A 22,976-nucleotide genomic window follows, 5' to 3' on the forward strand; every position below is an offset into this window, starting at 1 on the left:
AGGATGAGGACGGTCTCATGGACTTCTCATCGAATACGCCGATACTTGGTGCATGAAGCCTGGGTGGCGTGTGTTCGCCGGCGCCGCCGCAGCGGTCGTCGTGTGGACGCTCGGGCTCTGCGCGTGGGCTCTCGTGTCCCGAGGCGGTCCCACCCTCGACCTCGGACCGACGATCGCGCTCGAGGCGCCCACGGAGCCGGAGGGCGTCTCCCCCGCACCGCTGCCGTCAGCCGACACGTCGGCGAGCGTCCCGGACGACGTCCCGGCCGCGCCCGACGTGCCACTCCCCACCGAGACGGCACCGGCCCCGCCCGTCGCACCGCAGGCCGCACCGACCACCGGCGCGACGAGCACCACCCGCACCGCGCCCGCGGCTCCGCCAGCCCAGACCGCCGAGACGGCCCCCGTCGAGGCCGCTCCGCCGGAGACCGTCGCCGTCGAGGCCGCTCCGCCGGAGACCGTCGCCGTCGAGCCCGCTCCGGCCCCCGCACCGCCCTCGACACCCACCCGCACCGACGGGTGGCCGGCACCCGGCCGCCCCGCGCCCGGACAGCCGTCGGAGTCGGTCGGCTCCCTCGAGCCAGGCACCCAGTGGGGCGGGAGCACCCCCTCCCACGACGGTGACAAGGGATCACCAGGACCACGACAGGGGTGCGACGACGACCGCCACCGGTGGGACCGCACGTGGCACGAGCACGACTCGACGGACGACCGACGGTGAGAACCACGACCGTCCGGTCCCGCGTCCTCGCCGCCATGCTCCTGCTCTGCTCCCTCGGGCTGCTCATCGCCGGCTTCACGGCCTACGGGCTCGAGCGTCGCAAGGTCGACGCGCGCATCGACGACTCGCTCATCCGCTCGGTCACGTCATTCCGCGACCTGGCGAGCAGCGGACTCGACCCGGAGACCGGACAACCGTTCACGACCGCGAGCTCGCTCGTGTACGTCGCCATCCAGCGCACCATCCCGGCACCGAACGAGGGCATGATCGGGTATGCCCAGGGCCACGTGCGCTGGTACGCACCCGAGGCCGTCAGCCTCCGGCTCGAGGCGGACGAGGCGTTCGTCGAGCATCTCAGCGCACTGCAGGTGTCCGACTCGGTCCTGCTGAAGAGCTTCGCCTCCGAGACGGCGGACTACCGCTTCGCAGCGGTGCCGGTCGCGGTCGGCCCGGACGAGACGGGCACCTTCGTCATCGCCTACGACCGTGCGGCCGAGCTCGCCGCTCTCGGCGACACCTTCCGGACGTACGCGCTCGTCGCCGTGAGCTCCCTCGTGCTCATCGGGCTCGTCGGCTGGGTGCTGGCGGGTCGCTTCCTGTCGCCGATCCGACGCCTGCGCGACACCGCCCAGCAGATCTCCGAGTCGGACCTGTCCGCCCGCATCCCCGTCCAGGGCAACGATGACCTCTCCGACCTCACCCGGACGTTCAACGACATGGTCGAGCGCCTCGAGCAGTCCTTCGTGTCGCAGCGCCAGCTCCTCGACGACGTCGGGCACGAGCTGCGCACCCCGCTGACCATCGTCGGCGGGCACCTCGAGGTCATGGACCCCCACGACCCGGTCGACGTCGTCGCGACGCGGGAGATCGCGCTCGACGAGATCTCCCGGATGGGCCGGCTCGTCAACGACCTCATGACGCTCGCCACCGCCGACCGCCCCGACTTCGTCCGTCGTGACGACATCGACCTCGGTCGCCTCACGGACGACGTCCTCGACAAGGCCCGGGCGCTCGCCCCCCGCACGTGGGTCGTCGACGCCCGGGCCGACGGACCCTTCCCGCTCGACTCCCAGCGCATCACCCAGGCGTGGCTCCAGCTCGCCTCGAACGCCGTCAAGTACTCGGCAGAAGGCTCGACGATCGCGCTCGGCTCCGTCGTCGCCGCCGACGAGGCGCGGATCTGGGTCCGCGACGAAGGCACCGGCATCGCACCCCACGACCTCGGGAAGATCTTCGGGCGCTTCGCCCGCGCCGGGACCGGGGGCGCCCCCGACCGCGAGGGTGTGGGCCTCGGCCTCGCGATCGTCGCCGCCATCGCCGCTGCGCACGACGGGAGCGCGGACGTCGAGTCGACCGAGGGCACGGGGTCGACCTTCACGGTCACCTTCCGCCGCCCGGCTCTCGAGCCTGGCACCCGCCAGACCGTGGAGCTGTCCCGCCCTGCGCACGACGACCACCTGGAGCGACACCTATGAGCAAGATCCTCATCGCCGAGGACGAGGCACGGATCGCGGCCTTCCTCAACAAGGGGCTGCGCGCAGCGGGGTACGTCCCGACGGTCGTCGGCTCCGGGCGTGAGGCCTACGACCAGGCGTCGACGGGTCAGCACGACCTGCTCATCCTCGACCTCGGCCTGCCCGACCAGGACGGTTTCACCGTCCTGCGCCGGCTGCGCGCGGCCCGGGCGTCCGTACCGGTCATCATCCTCACCGCCCGCAACTCGGTGACGGACACGGTCGCCGGGCTCGAGGGTGGAGCGGACGACTACATGGCGAAGCCGTTCCGTTTCGAGGAGCTCCTCGCGCGGATCCGCCTGCGGCTGCGGTCCGAGAACGAGACCGGCACCGAGAGCAACGAGCTCGTCCACGGGGGTCTCAGCCTCGACCTGCGGACGCGACGCGCACGTGTCTCCGGCAAGTACGACGTGGAGCTGTCCGCGCGCGAGTTCGGCCTGGCGGAGGCCTTCCTGCGCAACGCCGAGCAGGTTCTCAGCCGGGAGCAGCTGCTCTCGATGGTGTGGGGCTACGACTTCGACCCCGGGTCGAACGTCGTCGACGTCTACGTCCGCTACCTGCGCAACAAGCTCGGCGCGGAGCGCTTCGTCACGGTGCGCGGGATGGGCTACCGGCTCGTCGCCCTGAAGTAGCAGCGCACCGACGTGGCAGCGCCCCCGCACGGACCGAGGGATCGGCACCCAGAGGAGATGGGTCCGGCCGCCGCGTCCAGGGGGAACGCGACGGCCGGACTCGCGCGGGAACCCGCCGGTCGCCCGTCAGCGACCGCCTGATCCCCACCGTCACCGACGGTGGGCGGGAGGCCGCGACTTCTCCCCCGCCGCCACACGTCCACCGTCTCGGTCACGTTGCTCTCGGGGCCGTCACTCTCACGACCCCTGCGGCTGCGCATCGCTCGCGCAGTTCCCGCCTGCACACCATCATGGGTCCGGCGCATGAGGCGCAGAGGAACTGAGGATGAGAGACCTCTCAGACGCGACCCTGCCAGCAGGACCCGCCGGCACGACCTGCCAGCAGGAGCCAGCGAGGACGCTGGCTCAGAGCGTGCCGCCGACGAGCACCGGCTCCGGCACGAGCTCGATGCCGAAGGTGTGCACGACCCCGTCGCGGATGTCCCGCGCCAGGCGCACGATGTCCGTCGCCGTCGCCGAGCCGCGGTTCGTCAGTGCGAGGGTGTGCCGGGTCGAGATGGTGGCCGGGCTGCCGGGTCCGTCGAGCCCGTACCCCTTCGAGAAGCCAGCGCGCTCGATGAGCCACGCGGCCGACGTCTTGACGAGGCTCTCGTCGATCTCGCCGAGGCTCGGTCCGGTCGTGCTCGCCGGCGTCGACGAGCGGACGGGATATCGCGGTGCGCCCTCCGGCAGCTCGTCGGCGAGCTCTGCGGGGATGATCGGGTTGGTGAAGAACGACCCGGCGCTCCACCTGTCGTGGTCCGGCGCAGCTGGGTCGTCGAGCAGCATGCCCTTGCTGCCGCGGAGCTCGAGCACAGCCTCACGGACCGCCGAGGACTCGACGCGCGCACCGACCTCGACACCCAGGCGCCGGGCCAGCTCGGGGTAGCCGATCGGCGCGGAGAGCGTCCCGAGGCGGAACTGGAAGGTCACGTCGAGGACCACGTACCGGGGGGTGGGGTACCACGGTGCACGCGGGTCCCGTGCCTCGCCGGGAGCGACCTCAGGCATCTGCGTGGACCGCTTGAGCACGGACGTGCGGTACCCGAAGGCGAGCTCGACGAGCGAGAGCATCCGCACGCGCGACTCGCCCCGGTCCCAGACGCGGACACTCGCGACCGAGCCGGAGACCTCTTGACCGTAGGCACCGATGTTCTGGACGGGTGCAGCCCCCACCGTCCCAGGGATGCCTGAGAGCGCCTCGATGCCCACCCAGCCGTTGGCGATCGCCTCGACGACGACGTCGTCCATCGTGTGCCCGGCCGGGACCACGATGTTCGCGCCGCCGCACGCGTCTGCGCTGTCGAGGTGGATCCCCGTCCGTACGTCCCGGACGACCACTCCCCCGAAGCCCTCGTCGGCGACGAGGATGTTGGAGCCGGCGCCCATGACGAGCACGGGCCGGTCGTCGTCGTCCGCCGCGCGGACGGTCTCGATGAGCTCCTCCTCGCTGGACGTCTCGACATACGTGTCGATCGAACCACCGACGCGCAGCGTGGTGAGGTCGGCGAAGGTCGGCTCGGTCAGGGTGCGCGTCTCGTCGGTCACGTCACCCAGACTAGTTCGCCGCGAGCGGCTCGTGCTCGGTCGCCTTCTCCGACGTCTCCGAGGGCTTGGCTGCGACGTGCGCCACGAGCAGGCCGAGCACGACGGGAGCGGCGATCGCGAGGAGGGCGTAACGGTAGCCGATGTGCTGCGCGAGCTCGCCGAGCACGGGCGGACCGGCGAAGAACGCGGTGTACCCGATCGTCGCGACGACGCTCAGACGACCGGCTGCACGGACCGGGTCGTCGCTCGCGGCGCTCATGCCGACGGGGAAGCCGAGAGCAGCTCCCATCCCCCAGAGGACCACGCCGACGAGGGCGAGCGGGAGCCACGGCACGAGCCCGAACACGAGCAGCCCGACGAACGCGAGGCCCGCCGAGAGCCGCAGCACGAACACACGCCCGTGCTTGTCGAGCAGCGCGGTGCCGAGCAGGCGCATACCGGTCATCGCGGTGAGGAAGACGAACAGGGCCATGGCGCCGACCTCGTGCTCGACCTCGAAGCCGTCGACGACAGCGATCGAGAGCCAGTCGTTCGCCGCCCCCTCCGTGAGCGCCGCAGCGAGCACGACGAGCCCGATGAGGAGGGTGCGCGGCTCGAGCCACGCCCCGAAGGGGTTGTGCTTGACCGGTGCCGGGACCGTCGCCGCCGGTCGCCCGTCCGCCGAGCCGGCCGCTGGGCCGGTGGCCGCAGCCTCGGCTGCAGCCGACTCGGCGAGATCGGGAAGGAGGTAGCGGACCGCGACGAGGACGAGGGCGAGCGAGACGCCGGCGGCGGCCACCATGTGGACGAGGAGCGAGAGCTCGAGGCGCGACGCGACGGCTCCGACGCCTGCGCCTGCCATCGTGCCGAACGAGAAGCTCGCGTGGAAGCGAGGCATGATCGACCGCCCCAGCCGCTGCTCGACGGCAGCGCCTTCGAGGTTCATCGCGGCGTCCCACACGCCCATGCCCACCCCGGAGAGGAAGAGACCGACGACGGCGGGCGGCAGCGAGCTGCCGACCACTCCCCACGCTGCGAGCACGAAACCGACGACGTTGACGACCGCGAAGAGCGCGATGGCGCGGCGTGCGCCGAAGCGCTGGACGATCCAGCCCGACAGCGGGAGGGCGATGATCGACCCGACCGCGCCGACGAGCACGAGCCGGCCCATCTCGGACGGGTCGAAGCCGAGGAGGTCGCGGACGAGCGGGATCCGTGATGCCCAGTTGGCGAAGTTGAACCCGCTGAGGAAGAAGACCGCGTACACGGCGTTCGCCGCGTGCCTGACGGTGCGGACGGTGCGGTCCTCGGTGCTCATACGGAGGCTCGTTCCTTCTCCTGCGTGACGACGAGGCCGAGAGCCACGGCGGTCTGCTCCGGCGCGATCTGCTCAGGGACGATGGGTTCGGGGACGATGGGATCGACCGGGTCCGAGCCGACCGGTCCTGAACCGGACGGCCCCGAACCGGCACCGACAGCCTCGGGCTCCGCGATCTTCGCGACGTGCTTCGAGAACACGAGACTAGCGATCATCGCTGCGACGATGAAGGTCAGGGCGTGCCGCGCCCCGACGCTCTCGGCTGCGAGCCCGAGGAGCGGCGGCGCCGCGAGAGAGGACATGGACGCGAACGCGGAGACGACCGAGACGCGGGCGGCTGCACGCAGGGGGTCGTCGGAGGCGGCGGCGATACCGAGAGGCACCGCGAGTGCGGCACCCATGCCCCAGAGGACCACGCCGACCGCAGCGAGCGGGAGGCTCGGTGCGAACCCGAAGACGAGGAGCCCCACCACAGACACGACTCCCGACGCGCGCAGGACGGCGACGCGACCGTGGCGGTCGATGAGCTTCGTCCCGAAGAGGCGCACGAGCGTCATCGCGGTGACGAAGATGCCGAAGACGAACGCGCCGATGGCCTCGGTCTGCGCGAAGCCGTCGACGACCGCGATCGTCAGCCAGTTGTTGGCGGACCCCTCGGAGAGAGCTGCGGACATGACCACGATCCCGATGAAGAGGGTCCGTGGCTCGCGCCAGGCGCCGAGCGCGGCGCCGAGGCGTGACCGGCGCGCTCCGAGCGCGGCGCGGGCACCCGTGGTGCCCGGCGCGGGCAGGAGGACACCGGCGCGGATCTCGGCCCTGCGGACGCGGCTCGATCGCGACGTGATCGCACGGTCCCAGCGGACGTCCTCGCCGAGGTGGGTGTCGAGGACGACGTGCGGGATGGAGGCGAGGCGCCACGCCGTGACGAGGAAGGCCGTCACGGTGAACTGCGCGAGCAGGGGGACGTCGAGCCAGGCGCAGGCGGCACCGATGAGCGAGCCGAGGACGGCGCCGATGGAGAAGGCGGCGTGGAACTGCGGGAGGACGGCACGGCCCATGCGACGCTCGACCGCTGCGGTCTCGACGTTCTGGGGGACGTTCGTCAGCGCGACCGCGGCCCCGTTGAGAAAGATGCCGACGGCGAGCACTGGGACGGAGCCGATGGTGGGCCCGACGCCTTCGAGGATGAAGGCGAAGAAGATGCCGACGGCTCCCACGGTGAGGATCGCCCGCCCGCCGAAGCGCTGGACGAGCCCGCCCGCGATCGTCACGGCGATGAGCGAGCCGATCGCCCCGGCGAGGAGCACGACGCCGAGCTCCGACGTGCTGAGGTCGAGGGCGTCGCGCACCGACGGGAGGCGCGCGAGCCAGCTCGAGATGCTCATGCCGAGCACGAGGAAGAGACCGAGGAGAGCAACCCGGGCGCGGTGCACCTGGGGATCGGGGGCGAGCGAGGCCTTGATGGCACTGTCCTAACGTTTTCGAATCGATTCGATGGCAGACCTCGGGCGATATCGAATCGTTTCGAGGAGTGGTCACAATTCTCGGGTACGCTGGCGGCGTCCGTCAATCAGAAACCGGATGAAGAGCGAGGACTACCCAGTGTCTGCACACAAGCCGACCCTTGCGAGCGTCGCCGAGGCTGCAGGCGTGTCCCTCTCGACCGCTTCTCTCGCCTTCTCCAGCTCGGGCCCCATCGCGGAGAAGACCCGCGCGAAGGTGCTCGCCGCCGCCGAGAGCCTCGGCTACCGCGGACCCAACCCCCTCGGACGACAGCTCCGCTCCGGACGCTCCGGCATCGTCGGCGTCGTCATCGGCGACCAGCTCCGCCGAAGCTTCCGCGACCCGGTGTCCATCCAGGTGCTCGACGGTCTCGCGAGCACCCTGGGCTCCCTGGGTCTCGGCGTGCTGCTCATCCCCGGGGGGCTCACCGAGGACGGGCGCCGCGTCGTCGACCCCCTCGTCGAGACCGCCGGCATGGACGTCGCCATCCTCATCTGGGGCGTCCACCGCGTCGACCCGACGCTCGACGCCCTCGTCCGCCGCGGGGTCCCCGTCGTCATCGGCGAAGGACGCCCCGTCGACGGTGCACCGCTCGTCGGCATCGACGACCGCGGCGGGACCGCAGCCCTGACCCGGCACCTCACGTCGCTGGGGCACGAGCGCATCGCCGTCGTGAGCCTGCCGTTCGGTGCGACCCGACGGTCCGGGGTCGTCACCGACCTGAGCGACGAGACCATCGACTGGACGCCCACGCTGCACCGACTCCAAGGTGTGCGCGACGCCGGTGTCCAGCCCATCCTGTGCTGGGAGACCGAAGCCTCCCTCGTCGAGCACGGCAAGGCCGCGGCCCTCGAGATCCTCTCCGCCGAGCGCTACCCCGACCCGGCCGAGCGGCCCACGGCGATCATCGCCCAGTCCGACCTGCTCGCCGCCGGCGTCATGCTCGGTGCCCGGGAGCTCGGCCTCCGCGTCCCCCAGGACGTATCGGTCGCCGGGTTCGACGGGCTCGACCTCCCGTGGCTCGGCTCCGACGTCCTCACCACGGTCCGGCAGCCCCTCGCTGAGAAGGGCGCAGCGCTCGGCCGCGCCGTCGCGAGCCTCATCGCCGGCGAGGAGCCGGGCACGACCGTCCTCGACGTCGAGCTCGTCCTCGGGACCACGACCGGCCCGCCACCCTGAACCGTCCGGTCAGCGACGACCTCGGCCGTCAGGTCAGAGGCCTCCCCGCTGGAGCGGGTTGACCTGCTTCTCAGCCATCACGTACCAGCTCGTGGCACCGACATGCTGGACCTGGAAGTACCCGAAGCCGAATCCCGAGTCGATGAGGCTCGACGCAGCGACGACACCGCTGCGCTCCGGGAGCGCCACCCCTCCCATGAGCTGACCGGCACCGAGCGCACCCTGAGCCCGCTTGATCTGGTCGAGGAGCGCCCGCACCTCCTTGTTCCCCCCACGTCGCGGCCCTGACCCGTGGCGGCGGTGCCCGCGACCGCCCCCGCGGCGGTCACGGTCCGCCAGCGCGGTCGCCAGCTGCGCGGTGCCCTCGAGCCATACGCCCTGCTGGTTGACGGGGAGGCCGTTGTAGCTCGCGGTGGACGTGAGGCTCGCCGAGCTGAACGTGACACCCGAGACCGAGAAGCCCGGTGGGACCTGGGTGTTGGCAGCCGCAGACGAGTCGGTGACCGCGAGGCCTTCGGTCGCCCACTCCAGAGCGTCGGCGTAGTCCTGCGACCGCAGCGCCAGCCAGCTCCACGTCTGCGGATCCAGGGGGATCGGTGTCGGGTTGATGGCGACACCGTCGTTCGTCCCCGTGTAGAAGTACCCCTCGACGTCGTTCCACATCCCGAGGACGAACGCACGGGCGTGCGCCGCAGCGAGGTCCCAGCGGCTGTCACGGGTCGCGTGCTTGAGGAGGCTGAAGAAGCTCACACAGTCGATGTTGTGCTCGGTCGAGCCGTTGGGGAGCGGGACGTTCGCACCGTCGACACCCAGGGAGAATCCGCCGAGCGGACGCGTGGACCAAGCGTTCGTCGTGATCCACTCCCCGATCCGTACGGCAGCCGCGAGATAACGCGGGTCTCGCGTGACGTCGTACAGCTGGACGAGCGCGATCCCCGGCCAGGCCATGTCCCCGACCGCCGTGCCGAGGAAGCCGAACTGCCACCCGATGTTGGCGGTGCCGTCGGGCAGGACGAAGCCGTACGGCTGGGGAGTGCCGTCGTAGAAGACGTACGGACCGACGTTGTACGCCTGGCGGAGGCGTCCGTCCGCGTAGACCGGGTCGTGCTCGAGCGCGTAGACGAGCCCGTCGCCGAGGGTGCGCGCCGCGGTGCGGTACTGACGGCCGGCCGCCAGGTAGGCGCAGACGGCGAGAGCGTTGTCGTACACGAACGCGGTCGAGAAGAGACCGAGCTCGTCCGCGTAGCTCTGGGCGAGGCGAGGACCCGTGTTCTGGGTGGGGTACGCGTTGGACGCGACGTCGAGGAAGGCGAGAGCCCCCGCCAGCCCCTTGCCGGATCCCGGCCGGCCGCCGGAGGACACCAGGGGGGCGGCGCTCGCCGGACCGGCTCCCATCGCGGCCGCACCCACGGTGCCCGCGCCGAGGGCGAGGAACATCCGGCGGCTCAGGGCCGAGGGAGTCGGCGGCAGCGGGAGATGGTGGTCGTCGAGCAGCGGCGCTGCGGCTCGCCGTCGAGACTCGTGTCCAGCCTGGTCACCAGCGTTGCGTCCCATGGAGGTTCCCCTCGTGTCGCACCTGTCCGGACTCCTGTGTCCGATCTGGGTCAACCGTACGGTGTGTGCCCCCACACCGGAAGAGGTATGCACACACCGGGCTCTATCGGTCTGGCTGGCGTCGCGGGCACGATGCGGAGGTGGGCTCAGAGAGCGACGCGCACCTGCGACTTGCCGAGGACGCGGGCGCCGTCGTGCGTGACGGTGAGGTCCACCCGCACCGTTCGGGTGTCGGGCTCGATGGCCCCGACCGTCGCGACGACCTCGACGTGGGTCTCGCCACGTGCGGGCACGGGGACGGGACGGGAGAACCGGGTCTGGTAGTCGACGATCGCCCCGGGGTCGCCGGCCCAGTCGCCGACGAGCGCGACGGCGGCGCCCATCGTGAACATGCCGTGCGCGATGACTCCCGGGAGGCCGACGTCTGTCGCGACCGCGTCGTTCCAGTGGATGGGGTTGAAGTCTCCGCTCGCGCCCGCGTACCGGACGAGGCGCGCCCGGTCGACAGGGACGGACACTGTTCCGACGACGTCTCCGACGGAGAGCGATGCCAGGTCGGGGCGGCCGACGGTCGCGCTCACAGGCCCTCCCCCCGGACGGCGAGGGTCGACAGGACGGTCGACACCAGCTCCGGAGCAGGTGCGTCGTCGCCTCCTGCGTGAGCATCAGCAGCACGGCTGCTGAGAGCGTGGATGTCGCACCGCGTCGTGATCATCGAGAGGCCGGAGCGCTGCGTGATCGAGACCACGGTGAGGACCGTCACGAGCTCGTCGCCGGCGATGATCGGTCGGACGTGCGTGAAGCGTTCGTCAGCGTGGACCACGCGCGAGAAGTCGATCCCGGCCGACGGGTCCTCGATGTACTGAGCCTCGGCGCGCTGCGCGACGATCACGGCGAAGGTCGGCGGCGCGATGACGTCCGGATAGCCCAAACCCCGCGCAGTGGCCACATCGTGGTGCGCGGGGTGGGTAGAACCTGTTGCTGCGGCGAACTCTCGGATCTTCTCGCGTCCAACCGAGTACGGGGCGTTTGCCGGATACTCGCGCCCGACGAAGTCGAGGTTGACGGAGACGGAGCTCATCGCTGTGCGTGCTCGACCGCGAGGGTCAGCGCGTCTCGCGGTGCGCGGTGTGCTTGCTGCAGCGCGGGCAGAACTTCGCGAGCTCGAGCCGGTCGGGCGTGTTCCGACGGTTCTTCTTCGTGATGTAGTTGCGCTCCTTGCAGTCAACGCATGCCATCGTGATCTTCGGGCGAACGTCTGAGCTCTTGCTAGCCACGGTCTTGCCACCTCTCGCGCCGCCGGGGGCGCAACGTGCTTCGTTGTCGCGCACCGCCGGCCGGCACGCGTTCTGTTCAGTACTGGTAGCGGGGGCGGGGCTCGAACCCGCGACCTCACGATTATGAGCCGTGCGCTCTGACCAACTGAGCTACCCCGCCGCATCGATGTCCCAACACCGGACGCAGGGACAATGTTCCCACGCACGACAGCACGACACCAACAGAGCCCCCGATGGGAATCGGACCCATGACCTCAGTCTTACCAAGACTGCGCTCTACCACTGAGCTACGGGGGCAGCGCGGGAAACTTTACATGCGAACTGCGGTGAGAACGAAATCGGCTCGTGGCCAGGGCCACCGGTCCGCCTCACGTGGGACGCACGTCACACCAGGCACACCCCGAACCCGCACCGGGGGACCCGCCCTGCCTCTCGCCCGGCGCTGCGGAGCACCACCGGGCGGCACAGCAGAGGGCGCCGTCCGGAGACGGCGCCCTCTGTCGTGCGTGCAAGTGTGGCAGGTGAGGGATTCGAACCCACGTAGCATTACACGGCTGATTTACAGTCAGCTCCCTTTGGCCGCTCGGGCAACCTGCCTTGCACTCACCGACATCGTGCGTCGCGCGGAGAACCACGCGTTGCAGTCTGCAGGAGCGGACCGATACTACAAGAGCGAACGCGTGGTTGGAAATCGAGCGCCCCGCCGACGTCACCACCTCGTCGTACAGTGACGACGTGACACAGCCCGGCTCGTCGAGCTCCCTCCGCGCAGCGGCCCCTCTCTCCCACCGTGCAGGCCTGGCCCTCGGGATCGCGACCTACGGGATGTGGGGCGTGCTCCCCCTCTACTTCCCGCTCCTCGAGCCGGCCAGCGCCCTCGAGATCATCGCGCACCGGATCGTCTGGAGCCTCGTCTTCTGCGCCCTGCTGCTCTCGGCGACCCGCCAGCTCGGGGCGTACACGCAGATCCTGCGGTCACGACGTCTCGTCGGGACTCTCGCGGTGGCCGCTGTCCTCGTGGCCGTGAACTGGATCATCTACGTCTACGGGGTCACCACGGGCCAGGTCGTCGACGCAGCTCTCGGGTACTTCATCAACCCGCTCGTCACCGTGCTCCTGGCTGTCGTGGTGCTCAAGGAGCGCCTCCGCCCCACCCAGTGGGTCGCTCTGTCCTTCGGCGCCGTCGCGGTCGTCGTCATCACCGCAGGTCTCGGGAGGGTGCCGTGGATCTCGCTCGGTCTGGCGGCCTCGTTCGGCATCTACGGTCTCATCAAGAACCGTGTCGGCCGCGAGGTCGCCGCGCTCCCCGGGCTCGCCGTCGAGACGACCGTCCTCTTCCTGCCTGCCCTCGCGTACATCGTCTGGTTGACGGTCCAGGGCACGAGCTCGTTCGGGGCCGAGGGCGGCGGGCACGCCCTCCTGCTCGTCTCGTCCGGGATCGTCACCGCGCTCCCGCTCCTCTCCTTCGGGGCCGCCGCGCGCGTCCTTCCCCTCCGGGTGATCGGGATGCTCCAGTACATCGCCCCGCTCATGCAGTTCCTCATCGGCGTGCTCGTCTTCCGGGAAGCGATGCCCACCGTGCGCTGGGTCGGCTTCTCGCTCGTCTGGCTCGCGCTGGCGATCCTCACCGTCGACGCCCTGCGGTCCGTGCACGCCTCCCGCCTCGCCGAGCGGGGCGGACGCCCCGCCGCCGACCGCGAGACGCCTGCAGGAGCCACAGAGTGACCCCTGCGCGACCACTGGTCGACCTGCTCGTCCACCGCTGACCTGCGGGCCGGCTGAGAGCGCCATCCGATACGGTGGACTCAGCCGCAGTCCACTACGCACTAGGAGCTCCCCCATGGCCGACTCATCGATGGACATCGTCAGCAAGGTCGATCGCCAAGAGGTCGACAACGCCCTCAACCAGGCGGTCAAGGAGGTCGCGCAGCGCTACGACTTCAAGAACATCGGCGCCTCGATCGCGTGGAGCGGCGAGAAGATCGTCATGATCGCCAACTCCGAAGAGCGCGTCCTCGCGATCCTCGACGTCTTCCAGACGAAGCTCATCAAGCGCGGAGTCTCCCTCAAGCACATCGACACCGGCGAGAAGGAGCCCCAGCTCTCCGGCAAGGAGTACCGGCTGGAGGCCACCCTCAAGGAGGGCCTCGCCGGGGAGAACGCCAAGAAGGTCACGAAGATCATCCGCGAGGAAGGCCCCAAGGGAGTGAAGACCCAGATCACGGGCGACGAGGTCCGCGCGACGAGCAAGTCGCGTGACGACCTCCAGGCGATCCAGGCCCTCCTCAAGGGTGCCGACCTCGACTTCGCGGTGCAGTTCACGAACTACCGCTGACGTGGAGGCACCCGTCCGGCCGCGCGTGGTCGCGACCGATCTCGACGGCACGCTCCTGCGGTCGGACGGGACGTTGTCGTCCCGCACGCGGGCCGCGATCTCGTGGCTCGAGGAGACGGGCACGTCCGTCGTGTTCGTCACTGCACGCCCACCGCGCTGGCTCGACGATCTCGCGGACGCGGTCGGCGGCCACGGTACGGCCATCTGCCTCAACGGTGCATGCCTCTACGACGTCGCCGGTCGTCGGCCGCTGAGCTTCACGGGCTTCCGGCCGAGCCTGCTCGCCGCGCTCGTCGACGAGCTGCGTGTCGCGGCGCCCGGGATCGCGTTCGGCCTCGAGCGTGCGTCCGGCGCCGTGTTCGACCCGCACTACACGACGACGGAGTTCGTCATCCCTGCGCACACGCCGCGGCAGGCGGTCGGGGACGTGCTCGAGGAGTCCGTCGGCAAGCTCATCGCACGAGCCGACGGCGTCCCGCACGACGACTTCCTCGCACGTGTGAGCGCCACGGTGGGCGACCGTGCCCACCTCGCCTACTCCGGGGCCGTCGGGCTCGCCGAGATGACCCCGGTCGGCGTGACCAAGGCTGCCGCCCTCGCCCGGTGGTGCGAGGGTCACGGGGTGCAGGCGTCCGAGGTGTGGGCCTTCGGCGACATGCCGAACGACCTGCCGATGCTCCGCTGGGCAGGGACGTCGATCGCTGTGGCGAACGCCCACCCCGACGTCCTCGCGGAGGCGAGCCTGACGACGGCCAGCAACGACGACGACGGTGTCGCACGAGCGCTGGACGTGCTGCGGCATCCGCTCGACCCTCCGGCGCCGGGGGCGGTCGACGGCGCCGGGATGCGTCAGTAGCGGGTGATCGGCCCGTCCTGCGTGCCGCCGCCGCCCTGTGCTCCCGCCATCCGCTCGAGCCGCTCGATGCGTGCGTCCATCGGCGGGTGCGTGGCGAAGAGCGTCTTGACCCCGGTCGCTCGGAACGGGTTCGCGATCATGAGGTGCGACACGTTGACGAGATCGCGGTTCGCGGGCAGCGGCTGACGCTGCGTGCCGGACTCGAGCTTGCGCAGCGCGGACGCCAGGGCGGCGGGGTCACCCGTGAGGTGGGATCCGTCCTCGTCGGCGTCATACTCTCGGGTCCGCGAGATGGCCAGCTGGACGAGCGTCGCCGCCACAGGCGCGAGGAACACCATGAGCAGCGCTGCGAACGGGTTGCCGCCTCGCTCCCGGCCTCCGCCGAAGATGAGCATCAGCTGCGCGAGACCCGTGATGAGGCCTGCGAAGGCTGCCGCGACCGAGGCAGTGAGGATGTCTCGGTTGTAGACGTGCATGAGCTCGTGGCCGAGCACGCCACGGAGCTCTCGCTCGGTGAGCATCCGCAGGATCCCCTCGGTGCAGCAGACCGCGGCGTTGCGCGGGTTCCTGCCTGTCGCGAACGCGTTGGGTGCCGCCGTGGGCGAGACGTAGAGGCGAGGCATCGGCTGGCGTGCGGCCGTCGAGAGCTCACGCACGATCCGGTACATCTGCGGCTGCTCGATCTCGCTCACCGGGCGTGCCTGCATCGCGCGGATCGCGATCTTGTCCGAGTTCCAGTAGCCGTATGCCGTACCGACGAGCCCGAGGCCGCAGAACAGGACGAGCATCCCCGAGCTGCCCTGACCGACGAGAGCCCACAGCCCGAGCAGGAATGCCCACATGATCCCGAACAGCACAGCTGTCTTGAGCCCGTTGAAGTGCCTGTGCCCCATCCGCTCGTCTCTTCCTAGGTCGGCTGTCGTGTCTGCGGACCGCTGAGCGCGTCGTCCGTCCACCTGGTGCAACGCACGGGCCCCCGTGTCCGTTCCCCAGGAGGGGCGGACACGGGGGCCTGTGGGGCTCTTGCGCGGGTACGGCTCAGGCAGGCGCCGCGGTCTCGCCGAAGGCGATAGCGATCATCTCGTCGCGCGCGATGACCTTGACGCGCTCACGGCCGTGGGGCTCGCCGAGCGAGCGCTCGTGGGCGTCCAGCAGCTGCCACCCGTCCCACTCGATGAACCGGACGCCGCGGTCACGCAGGAAGTCCGTGATGGCTGACGGCTCAGGCTGCGTGGCGGACGCGAAGTCGGCCTGCTCCTGGGCGTCGGCCACGAGGTTGCGGATGGTCTCGGACGCGTCGGACTTGGTGTGCCCGATGAGACCGACCGGACCGCGCTTGATCCAGCCGGTGCAGTACACGCCCCGAACCTGCTCGCCGTCGATGTCCATGACACGACCCTCGACGTTCGGGATGACCCCCTTGCGGTCGTCGTAGGGGATCTCGGGGAGCGCGGAACCGAAGTATCCGACCGCGCGGTAGACGGCCTGCACGGGCCAGTCGTGGAACTCGCCGGTGCCGCTGACCGTGCCGTCGCCGTTGAACGCGGTCCGCTCGGTCCGCAGCGCGTCGACCTTGCCGTCACCGTCGGCGTCGACGATCTCGGCAGGGGCGTGGAGGAAGTGCAGGTGCAGGCGGCGCGACGCGGTGAACGTCGACGGGTCGTTGAGGGCCCAGTCGGTGAGCGTCTTGACGACCTGCTTCGTCTGGTTGGACGAGTTGATGGCCGCCAGCGATCCCTCGTCGAACTCGAAGTCCTCGGGGTAGACGACGACGTCGACGTCGCGCACGTGGCCGAGCTCGCGCAGCTCGAGCGGGGAGAACTTCGCCTGCGCCGGGCCGCGACGCGCGAAGACGTGCACGTCGGTGACCGGAGAGCTCTTGAGACCGTCGAACACGTTCGCCGGGATCTCGGTGACGAGGAGGTCGTCCGCGTGCTTCGAGAGGACTCGTGCGACGTCGAGGGCGACGTTCCCGGCACCGATGACGGCGACCGAGCTGGCGTCGAGCGGCCACGTGGTCGGGACGCTCGGGTGGCCGTCGTACCAGGAGACGAAGTCCGCGGCGCCGTACGATCCGTCGAGCTCGACGCCGGGGATCGGGAGCGCCGCGTCGGCGAACGCTCCGGTCGAGAAGATCACCGCGTCGTAGAACTCACGCAGGTCGTCGAGCTTGAGGTCGATGCCGTAGTCGACGTTCGCGAGCAGACGGATGTCTCCGCGGTCGAGGACCTTGTGCAGGGCGGTGATGATCTGCTTGATGCGCGGGTGGTCGGGCGCAACGCCGTAGCGCACGAGCCCGAACGGCGCGGGGAGGCGCTCGAGGAGGTCGATGGAGACGTCGAGATCCGTCTTGGAGAGGATGTCAGCGGCATAGATGCCTGCCGGCCCCGCCCCGACGATGGCGACGCGCAGTTGACGATCGGTGCTCACGGAAATTCGTGCCTTCCGGTTGGGATCCCGAGGAGATCTCGGTGGTTACCTACGAGTGTAAGTTCACGCTCACTGCCTACCAGATTCGCAAAGATCTCGGCTGGTGGATACGCCATCTTAGATGATGGACGCCTGGTGGAGGTCAGACGCTGGGCCCGAGGAGCGCGAGGCTGTCCTGGATGGCACGGATCTCGCCGAACGTGGGATCGACCTGGCCACCCGCGCACGTTCCCGTGATCTGCACCACATCGGCGACCGCCCCGCTCTGCAGCAGAACCATCCGCACCGCCTGGACGAGCGTCCCGCCCTTGCCGTCCGAGAAGTACCCCTCGACGCGCAGTCCTGTCGCACCGAGGACCTCCGCGCCGTCCTCCCGGAGCGTCTCGGTGAACCGCGGCAGCTCCTTGAACCGCGCGTTGACCTCCTTGCGGGCGTCCGCGAGCGTGTGCCCGGCGCCGAAGCGCTGCACGGTGACGAGGACGTTCGGTCGGAACTGACCCTGCGGGACCTCACAGGCGGCTGCCAGCGGCAGCCCCACCCCGGCCAGCGCGACCCACCCGGCGGGCGTCACCATCGAGAGGCTCGGGTATGCAGGGAACGCCTCGCTCGGGAACGTGAGCGTCTGGCTCGTCACGGCGCTCAGTCGTCGGACTCGACGTCGAGGAGCGGCAGGTCCGCTGACGTCACGAGACGCGACGTCACGGCATACTCCACCAGGCGTGCCCGACGGTTCGTCGCGAGCTGCTTGGGTCCGCCGCGCAGACCCTTCACGCCCAGGCGGTCGAGCTTGTCGCACACGTTGTCGAGCTTGCGGTTGAAGCGCGTCGTCGCCCAGCCGAGACGCTTCGCCGCCTCGGCGGTCGACGGGATCTCGCTGAGGCCGGCACCGTCCCGCTTGAGCATCGGCTCGCAGAGCGCGACGATCAGCTGCTTCTGGCTCGTGGTGAACGCGATGACACCGATGGTCGTCTCGCCGATCTGCGGGTCGTCGGTGAGCACCTCCTCGTACGGCGAACCCTCGAGGTGCATGAGGATCTCGTACGTCGTGGGACCCGCGGTGAAGACGACCGTGGTCGTCTTGAAGACGATGGGGAGCCGGTTGCCAGGAGACAGCCAGGACTGCACCCCACCGCTCGCGTCGCACACCGTCGCAGAGATGAGCGAGCCCACGTTCGCGAGCCACCAGATGCCGTCCGTGTGCGTGATGCGCAGGAACCGGCGGTGCAGGTACGGGTTGTCATCGACCGACAGGTCGGACTCGCGACCCACCTCGAACGGTTCGTCGAGGGCTGGGCGGAACCACTCGCCGCAGTATTCGATCGCAAGTTCCGTCATCGCGCAGGTACTCCTTCGTGGGTGCGATCCATCGCACATGGACGCGTCAGCACTCTATCGAAGAACACCGTCATTCGAGGCACCTCACAGCCGGCTCGGCCGAGAGCCTCCCGCCGCGGACGATCGCTACCTCGAGGCAGGCCTCGTCGACGCCGAACGTGTTGACCGACGCGGTGAGAGCCGACGTCTGCTTGAGCGGGACGACCGACTCCGGGTCGGTCTCGCCCTCCGAGCCCTCGGCACCGAGCACCGGGCGATAGGCGTAGAAGTCCCCGTCCTGCGCGTCCGGGTTCGACCAGACGAACACGGCGACGCTCCCGCTCACCGTGACCGAGAGGTCCGCAGGCTGCGGCACCTCCGCAGCCGGGACGCTCCCGCCCGGGTCCGCGAAGGTCAGGTACACCCCGAAGCCCCCGCCGATCCCGACGAGCACCGCCAGCGCCACGACGAGGACGGCGGGCTGCCTGAGGAACGCCACGAGACCTGTGGGACGGGCGGACGGATCCGGTGCAGCGCCCCCGGACCATCCTCCGCTCCCGGTCGCAGCCGTGCCGCCCCCGCTGCCCGTCCCTGTGGGTGACGCGGTCCCCGTCGTCGTGTAGTAGCCGTGGGACGCGCTCGTCGAGGACGCGCTCGTCGAGGCGCTCCCGGTGGTCGTGGCTGACGGTGGTGGCGCGACGATCGAGGGAGCGCCCGACGCGGCGACCGGCCGGCCCGTCACAGCACCAGCGTGCCGCCGCTCGTCGACCGGGACGTACGGGACACCGTTGATCGAGCCGTAGCTCAGCGAGGACGAGTCGTGACCGATGCTCCCCGAGAGCGAGTCCGCGACACCGGAAGGCGTCCGTGACCGGACAGGCCCGCGCGCCGATCCCTCGCTGTGCGCGACGCCGTACGCAGGGTGGTAGCGGTCGGTCGCGAGCCGCATCCGCGTGCCGCCGTCGTCGTCGGCGAGTGCGCCGTCGTGGTGCGCAGCCGGACGCTCGTCCCCACCGACCGACGCCCCCTCGAGGATGTCGATCGGCGACGTCGCGAGGGAGAGCTCCATCTGCACCTGCTGCAGCTCACGAGCCATCTCGAGGACCGTCGGGTAGCGCATGGCCGGCGACTTCGCCATCGCGACAGCCAGGACACGCTCGAGCGAGGCCGGGACGTCACCGCGGCCGATGGGCGGCAACGGGTCGTGGGTGATCCTCTCGATGAGCGCCCGCTGGGTGTTCACCCCGCCCGGGACCTCGAACGGCGACCGGCCCGCCAGAAGGGTGTAGATCGTCGCGGCCAACGACCACACGTCGCTCGTCACCCCGCTGCACGGGGTCGCCGTGAGGTTCTCCGGCGGTGACCACGGGACGGACATCCCGTCAGCGCCGGCCTCGCTCTGCTCGATCGTCGCCGAGATGCCGAAGTCGGTCAGGGCCGGGTGCCCGTAGTCCGTGACGAGGATGTTCGCCGGCTTGATGTCCCGGTGGACGATGCCCGACCGGTGCGCGGTCTCCACCGCTCCGGCGATCTGCACACCGATCCGCAAGGTCTCGGCGATGCCGAGCCGCTCCTTCTTGTACCGCGCCGAGAGGTTCGGCCGGGAGCAGTACTCCATGGCCAGGTACAGGCGCCCGTCGTCCGTGACGTCGCTGTCGAAGATCGTGACGATCGACGGGTGGCTCGAGACCGCCGCCATGAGGTCGGCCTCTGCGGCGAACGCCTCGCGCGTCGTACCGTCCGACCACTGGGGCAGGAGGACCTTGATGGCCACCTGCCTGCGAGGACGGAACTCCTGGTACAGGAAGACGTCGGCGAAGCCTCCGGACCCGATGACCCGGAGGTACTCGTACCCCTGGATCTCGGGGGGTGGCGAAGGCGGGCGCTTGGTGCTCACGCGATGCCCTCGAACGTGAGGATGACACCGTCGCCGAGGTCGACGACGTCGCCCTCCGCGATGAGGGTGGGCTCGTGCGGGTGCAGGCGGCGAGGAGCCTGACCGGACCGCAGGAGAGTCGTGCCGTTCACGGTGTCGAGGTCGACGAGCAGGACGTGCCACCCCTCGAGGCGCACCTCCAGGTGCGAGCGTGAGACGTCCTGGCTCGGGCTCACCACCGTGACGAGCCGCGGCGCAGGCGGCTGCTGGGACTGTGGCATGGGGAACCGGCCCACGACGACAGGCTGGACGAGGTCGACGACCTCCCCGTGGGAGAACCGCACACGGCCGAGGGACGGACGCTCGACGAGCTGGGCGTTCGGGCTCAGCCCTCCCCCGCACTGCGAGCACGTCATCCGGACCGGCGGGTTGGCGTGCCCGAAGAAGCACGACCGCGCCAAGATCTCCGGAGCCTTCGGCACCGGTCCGCGAGGCGCCGAGACCGGCGGTGCGGGCTCGGCCGGAGCCTGCGACGTCGGCGCGTTCGGCGACTCGCCCGGGGGCTGCGGTGCGACGACGCCGTACCCGCCGAGGCTCGGTGCCGTGCTGCTCTGCGCCGCCCCCAGGGTGGGCTGCGACTGCGTGGCCGTGGGCGGCGTGCTCACGGGCTGCGGGTTCACACCGTAGGCGGATGCGTACACAGGGGACGGCGGCGACGGGGGTGGGGGCGGCACCGGTGGCAGCCCGACAGCCCCAGCCGCCTGTCCACCGGTCGGTGTACGCGGAGCCGGGGGTAGCGGCGCGACCGCGCTGGGTGGCTGCACGGCGTGGGCGGGACCAGGGACCGGGATCGCCGACCCGGCTGTCGAGAGGATCGTCGAGTCGTCCAGGTCCTCGTCCGGGGAGTCCTCGTGTGCCGAAGAGTCGTCATCGAGGTCCACGGGGACGGGGACGTCGGTGTCGGGGAGCGCGTGGTGCCCGTCCGGTGACTCGCCGAGCTCGGTCGACGCGCCCTCGTGGTCGTCAGCCGGGGTGCCGTCGACGGAAGGTCCGTCGGTCGCGAGCCCGTCGGACGAGGCCGTCTCGGGGTCTTCCTCGAGGAGGTGCCCTCCCGCGCGCCAGTCCTCGGGAAGGTCGGCCAGGGTGCGACCGAACTCGAGCTCGCGCAGCTCGGCAGCCGGGAGGGCCTCCCTCTCAGGCTCCGCGACCTCGGGCTCGGGCTCGGGAGTCGGCTCTGGTTCGGGAGTCGGTGCGGGTTCTGGCTCCACGATCAGCTCGGGCTCGGCCTCCGCGGCCGTCACGACCGCCGGGCCACCCACGTGCTGAACCTCGGCGTCGAGCGCGGGCACGGCGCCCGGTGCTTCGTCGGGCTCGGGCTCGGGAGCCGGCTCCGGCTCGGGTGCCGGCTCCGGCTCGGGTGCCGGCTCCGGCTCGACAGCGACCGGCTCGACGACCTCCTGCTCCTCGGCAGCGTCGACGACCGGCGCAGACGAGACGCCCCACCCGAGCGTGGAGACCTGGACGATGCCGCTGACGATCGTCAGCACACGGTCCTCCGCGCCGTCGCTGCCGGGGCCGAGGGTGACGGCGTGCACGTCGTCGACCTGGTTCTCGACCCACGTCGTGACGTTGCGTCCGGCGACGGTCGTCTCGCCGGCGGCGCTGCGCAGGTGCACCGCGAGGTCGCCGCGGGACGCGACGTGCGCGGCGACGGTCACGTCGGTGCCTGCCGGGCCCAGCCCGGTGAGCGCCACGACCGAGAACGCGGGCAGCGCCCTCCAGGTCGGGTCGAGGACGGTCGTCACGGCGTCGAGGACCACGGCCATCCCGTCGCCCGGCGCGACGTGCTCGAGGGAGTCCCACAACCGTGCGACGGTCGACAGGCCGACGGTCGGGTCCACGACCACCACGAGCCCCGGCCGCACGAGCGCGAACGCCGGGCCTGGTGCGTAGCGGATCGACATGTGGACCTCTTCTTGGTTTCGCGCGCCGTCGGTGGCTCGCGGGCTGGATCGATCGTCTGGCGGCGCTGTCCTCCGGCCCGCATGGCGGTTCGTGAGGACGTTAGCGCCTATGCAGAGAGAACGGAACTCTGCCGACCGTGGGTGTGGACACCGCTGCCGGCGTCCTGGCGCAGGTCGGTCCCGACGTCGACGACCACGACGGTGATGTTGTCGCGGCCACCTGCCAGGAGAGCACAGTTCACCAGCTGGTCGGCTGCCAGCTGGGGGTGGGGCTGGGCGCGCAGCACGGCCGCGATCTCACCCGCACCGACGTCGTCGCTCAGCCCGTCGGAGCAGATGAGGATGCGCTCCCCCGGGACCATGGGCATGTACCAGCAGTCGGGTTGGGGCTCCACGAGCCCCCCGAGCGCCCGGGTGATGACGTGGCGTCGTGCGTAGGTGCGGGCCTCCTGCGGCGTGACCTCTCCTGCAGAGACGAGCTCCTGGACCAGGGAGTGATCGACGGTGACCTGCTGCAGCTCACCGTCGACGAAACGGTAGGTGCGTGAGTCGCCCACGTTGGTCACGAGCCAGGTCGGAACTCCCTCGTAGTCCACGGCGACGACTCCGGAGATGGTCGTCCCGGCACCCCGGCCCGGCTGGGTGGCGATGCGGGAGATCGCCGAGTGGGCGTCGCTCACCGCCTCGCGCACGTCCTCGACCGTCGCGTTGCTCGACTCGCCGAGACCGCAGAGGATGGCGACGGCCGTCGCGCTGGCTCGCGCTCCCGCCTCGTGCCCGCCCATGCCGTCGGCGACGAAGTACACGCCACGCGCGGCGTGGAAGGAGTCCTCGTTCGCTGCGCGTCGTCGGCCTGCGTGCGTCGTCGCTCCCCAGCGCAGGGTGCTGGTGGCGTATCGCATGCTCACCTTGCACCACCTCACTCGTCCGCTGGGAG

21 protein-coding genes and 3 tRNA genes are annotated in these 22,976 nt (G+C 70.6%); 7 read left to right on the forward strand and 17 right to left on the reverse strand.

Annotated elements, in window-relative coordinates:
* The first annotated feature begins 52 nt into the window (after window positions 1-52).
* The 3 genes from ABKW26_RS12790 to ABKW26_RS12800 are packed head-to-tail and all read left to right on the forward strand — an operon-like array spanning window position 53 to window position 2,867.
* Entirely contained in the window at window positions 53-721 is a 669-nt protein-coding gene (locus ABKW26_RS12790; RefSeq protein WP_348594154.1) for a hypothetical protein, read from the forward strand.
* Window positions 718-2,196 (forward strand): ATP-binding protein, encoded by a 1,479-nt coding sequence (locus tag ABKW26_RS12795; RefSeq protein ID WP_348594155.1) that lies wholly within the window; start codon window positions 718-720, stop codon window positions 2,194-2,196. The genes ABKW26_RS12790 and ABKW26_RS12795 overlap by 4 nt, the downstream gene beginning before the upstream one ends.
* Window positions 2,193-2,867, forward strand: coding sequence for a response regulator transcription factor (locus ABKW26_RS12800; protein WP_348594156.1), 675 nt, complete (start codon window positions 2,193-2,195; stop codon window positions 2,865-2,867). The genes ABKW26_RS12795 and ABKW26_RS12800 overlap by 4 nt, the downstream gene beginning before the upstream one ends.
* A 405-nt stretch (window positions 2,868-3,272) precedes the next feature.
* Here the strand turns inward: ABKW26_RS12800 and ABKW26_RS12805 are convergent, their stop codons facing one another.
* Genes ABKW26_RS12805 through ABKW26_RS12815 form a run of 3 tightly spaced genes read right to left on the reverse strand, consistent with a single transcriptional unit; the run spans window position 3,273 to window position 7,184 of the window.
* Window positions 3,273-4,454 (reverse strand): UDP-N-acetylmuramate dehydrogenase, encoded by a 1,182-nt coding sequence (locus tag ABKW26_RS12805; RefSeq protein WP_348594157.1) that lies wholly within the window; start codon window positions 4,452-4,454, stop codon window positions 3,273-3,275.
* A 10-nt stretch (window positions 4,455-4,464) separates the two neighbouring features.
* On the reverse strand, window positions 4,465-5,751 hold the full coding sequence (locus ABKW26_RS12810) for an MFS transporter (protein WP_348594158.1): 1,287 nt from the start codon (window positions 5,749-5,751) through the stop codon (window positions 4,465-4,467).
* Window positions 5,748-7,184, reverse strand: a complete 1,437-nt coding sequence (locus tag ABKW26_RS12815; protein WP_348594159.1) for an MFS transporter — start codon at window positions 7,182-7,184, stop codon at window positions 5,748-5,750. The genes ABKW26_RS12810 and ABKW26_RS12815 overlap by 4 nt, the downstream gene beginning before the upstream one ends.
* A 169-nt stretch (window positions 7,185-7,353) precedes the next feature.
* Between ABKW26_RS12815 and ABKW26_RS12820 the strand changes: the two genes are divergently transcribed.
* Entirely contained in the window at window positions 7,354-8,433 is a 1,080-nt protein-coding gene (locus ABKW26_RS12820; protein WP_348594160.1) for a LacI family DNA-binding transcriptional regulator, read from the forward strand.
* 33 nt (window positions 8,434-8,466) lie between these two features.
* Here ABKW26_RS12820 and ABKW26_RS12825 read toward each other — a convergent pair whose 3' ends face one another.
* The 7 genes from ABKW26_RS12825 to ABKW26_RS12855 form a co-directional block, all read right to left on the reverse strand.
* On the reverse strand, window positions 8,467-9,987 hold the full coding sequence (locus ABKW26_RS12825; RefSeq protein WP_348594161.1) for a Tat pathway signal sequence domain protein: 1,521 nt from the start codon (window positions 9,985-9,987) through the stop codon (window positions 8,467-8,469).
* 146 nt (window positions 9,988-10,133) lie between these two features.
* On the reverse strand, window positions 10,134-10,568 hold the full coding sequence (locus ABKW26_RS12830) for a MaoC family dehydratase (protein ID WP_348594162.1): 435 nt from the start codon (window positions 10,566-10,568) through the stop codon (window positions 10,134-10,136).
* Entirely contained in the window at window positions 10,565-11,068 is a 504-nt protein-coding gene (locus ABKW26_RS12835; protein WP_348594163.1) for a MaoC family dehydratase N-terminal domain-containing protein, read from the reverse strand. Before ABKW26_RS12835 ends, ABKW26_RS12830 begins: the two co-directional genes overlap by 4 nt.
* A gap of 25 nt (window positions 11,069-11,093) precedes the next feature.
* Window positions 11,094-11,264, reverse strand: a complete 171-nt coding sequence (rpmG, locus tag ABKW26_RS12840) for a 50S ribosomal protein L33 (protein WP_348594164.1) — start codon at window positions 11,262-11,264, stop codon at window positions 11,094-11,096.
* Between the two features lie 83 nt (window positions 11,265-11,347).
* Window positions 11,348-11,424 (reverse strand) — tRNA-Met (locus ABKW26_RS12845).
* 65 nt (window positions 11,425-11,489) lie between these two features.
* Window positions 11,490-11,561: transfer RNA gene (locus tag ABKW26_RS12850), tRNA-Thr, on the reverse strand.
* A 218-nt stretch (window positions 11,562-11,779) separates the two neighbouring features.
* A tRNA-Tyr gene (locus ABKW26_RS12855) sits at window positions 11,780-11,861 on the reverse strand.
* A 138-nt stretch (window positions 11,862-11,999) separates the two neighbouring features.
* Here ABKW26_RS12855 and rarD point away from each other — a divergent pair.
* The 3 genes from rarD to ABKW26_RS12870 all read left to right on the forward strand — a co-directional run bounded on the left by rarD (window position 12,000) and on the right by ABKW26_RS12870 (window position 14,455).
* The gene (gene rarD / locus ABKW26_RS12860) at window positions 12,000-12,989 is read left to right on the forward strand and encodes an EamA family transporter RarD (protein ID WP_348594165.1); all 990 of its coding nucleotides are present in this window, start codon (window positions 12,000-12,002) and stop codon (window positions 12,987-12,989) included.
* A gap of 115 nt (window positions 12,990-13,104) precedes the next feature.
* The gene (locus ABKW26_RS12865; RefSeq protein WP_348594166.1) at window positions 13,105-13,599 is read left to right on the forward strand and encodes a YajQ family cyclic di-GMP-binding protein; all 495 of its coding nucleotides are present in this window, start codon (window positions 13,105-13,107) and stop codon (window positions 13,597-13,599) included.
* Window position 13,600: 1 nt separating this feature from the next.
* Window positions 13,601-14,455, forward strand: coding sequence for an HAD-IIB family hydrolase (locus tag ABKW26_RS12870; RefSeq protein ID WP_348594167.1), 855 nt, complete (start codon window positions 13,601-13,603; stop codon window positions 14,453-14,455).
* On the opposite strand, the gene htpX is transcribed toward ABKW26_RS12870, so the two are convergent.
* The 7 genes from htpX to ABKW26_RS12905 all read right to left on the reverse strand — a co-directional run bounded on the left by htpX (window position 14,449) and on the right by ABKW26_RS12905 (window position 22,941).
* Entirely contained in the window at window positions 14,449-15,348 is a 900-nt protein-coding gene (htpX, locus tag ABKW26_RS12875; protein ID WP_348594168.1) for a zinc metalloprotease HtpX, read from the reverse strand. The genes ABKW26_RS12870 and htpX overlap by 7 nt on opposite strands.
* 145 nt (window positions 15,349-15,493) lie before the next feature.
* On the reverse strand, window positions 15,494-16,885 hold the full coding sequence (locus tag ABKW26_RS12880; RefSeq protein ID WP_348594169.1) for an FAD-dependent oxidoreductase: 1,392 nt from the start codon (window positions 16,883-16,885) through the stop codon (window positions 15,494-15,496).
* 142 nt (window positions 16,886-17,027) lie between these two features.
* Window positions 17,028-17,519 carry a hypothetical protein gene (locus tag ABKW26_RS12885; RefSeq protein WP_348594170.1) on the reverse strand — a complete coding sequence of 164 codons (492 nt, stop codon included), beginning with the start codon at window positions 17,517-17,519 and terminating at the stop codon, window positions 17,028-17,030.
* Window positions 17,520-17,524: 5 nt separating this feature from the next.
* Entirely contained in the window at window positions 17,525-18,220 is a 696-nt protein-coding gene (locus tag ABKW26_RS12890; RefSeq protein WP_348594171.1) for a hypothetical protein, read from the reverse strand.
* 70 nt (window positions 18,221-18,290) lie between these two features.
* Window positions 18,291-20,096, reverse strand: coding sequence for a serine/threonine-protein kinase (locus tag ABKW26_RS12895; protein ID WP_348594172.1), 1,806 nt, complete (start codon window positions 20,094-20,096; stop codon window positions 18,291-18,293).
* Entirely contained in the window at window positions 20,093-22,039 is a 1,947-nt protein-coding gene (locus ABKW26_RS12900) for an FHA domain-containing protein (RefSeq protein WP_348594173.1), read from the reverse strand. Before ABKW26_RS12900 ends, ABKW26_RS12895 begins: the two co-directional genes overlap by 4 nt.
* Before the next feature lie 107 nt (window positions 22,040-22,146).
* Complete coding sequence (locus ABKW26_RS12905; protein WP_348594174.1) at window positions 22,147-22,941, reverse strand: protein phosphatase 2C domain-containing protein; 795 nt, start codon at window positions 22,939-22,941, stop codon at window positions 22,147-22,149.
* Window positions 22,942-22,976: the final 35 nt, after the last annotated feature.

This window comes from Sanguibacter sp. 25GB23B1, from assembly GCF_040012415.1.
In the GTDB taxonomy this organism is placed as follows: Bacteria; Actinomycetota; Actinomycetes; order Actinomycetales; family Cellulomonadaceae; genus Sanguibacter.

Bases quoted from the DNA above. Each gene is read 5' to 3' on its own strand.
- ABKW26_RS12905 (WP_348594174.1), bottom strand. From the start codon at position 22,941: ATGCGATACGCCACCAGCACCCTGCGCTGGGGAGCGACGACGCACGCA.
- htpX (WP_348594168.1), bottom strand. From the start codon at position 15,348: ATGGGGCACAGGCACTTCAACGGGCTCAAGACAGCTGTGCTGTTCGGG.
- ABKW26_RS12890 (WP_348594171.1), bottom strand. From the start codon at position 18,220: ATGACGGAACTTGCGATCGAATACTGCGGCGAGTGGTTCCGCCCAGCC.
- ABKW26_RS12835 (WP_348594163.1), bottom strand. From the start codon at position 11,068: ATGAGCTCCGTCTCCGTCAACCTCGACTTCGTCGGGCGCGAGTATCCG.
- ABKW26_RS12790 (WP_348594154.1), top strand. From the start codon at position 53: ATGAAGCCTGGGTGGCGTGTGTTCGCCGGCGCCGCCGCAGCGGTCGTC.
- ABKW26_RS12865 (WP_348594166.1), top strand. From the start codon at position 13,105: ATGGCCGACTCATCGATGGACATCGTCAGCAAGGTCGATCGCCAAGAG.
- ABKW26_RS12825 (WP_348594161.1), bottom strand. From the start codon at position 9,987: ATGGGACGCAACGCTGGTGACCAGGCTGGACACGAGTCTCGACGGCGA.
- ABKW26_RS12900 (WP_348594173.1), bottom strand. From the start codon at position 22,039: ATGTCGATCCGCTACGCACCAGGCCCGGCGTTCGCGCTCGTGCGGCCG.
- ABKW26_RS12810 (WP_348594158.1), bottom strand. From the start codon at position 5,751: ATGAGCACCGAGGACCGCACCGTCCGCACCGTCAGGCACGCGGCGAAC.
- ABKW26_RS12800 (WP_348594156.1), top strand. From the start codon at position 2,193: ATGAGCAAGATCCTCATCGCCGAGGACGAGGCACGGATCGCGGCCTTC.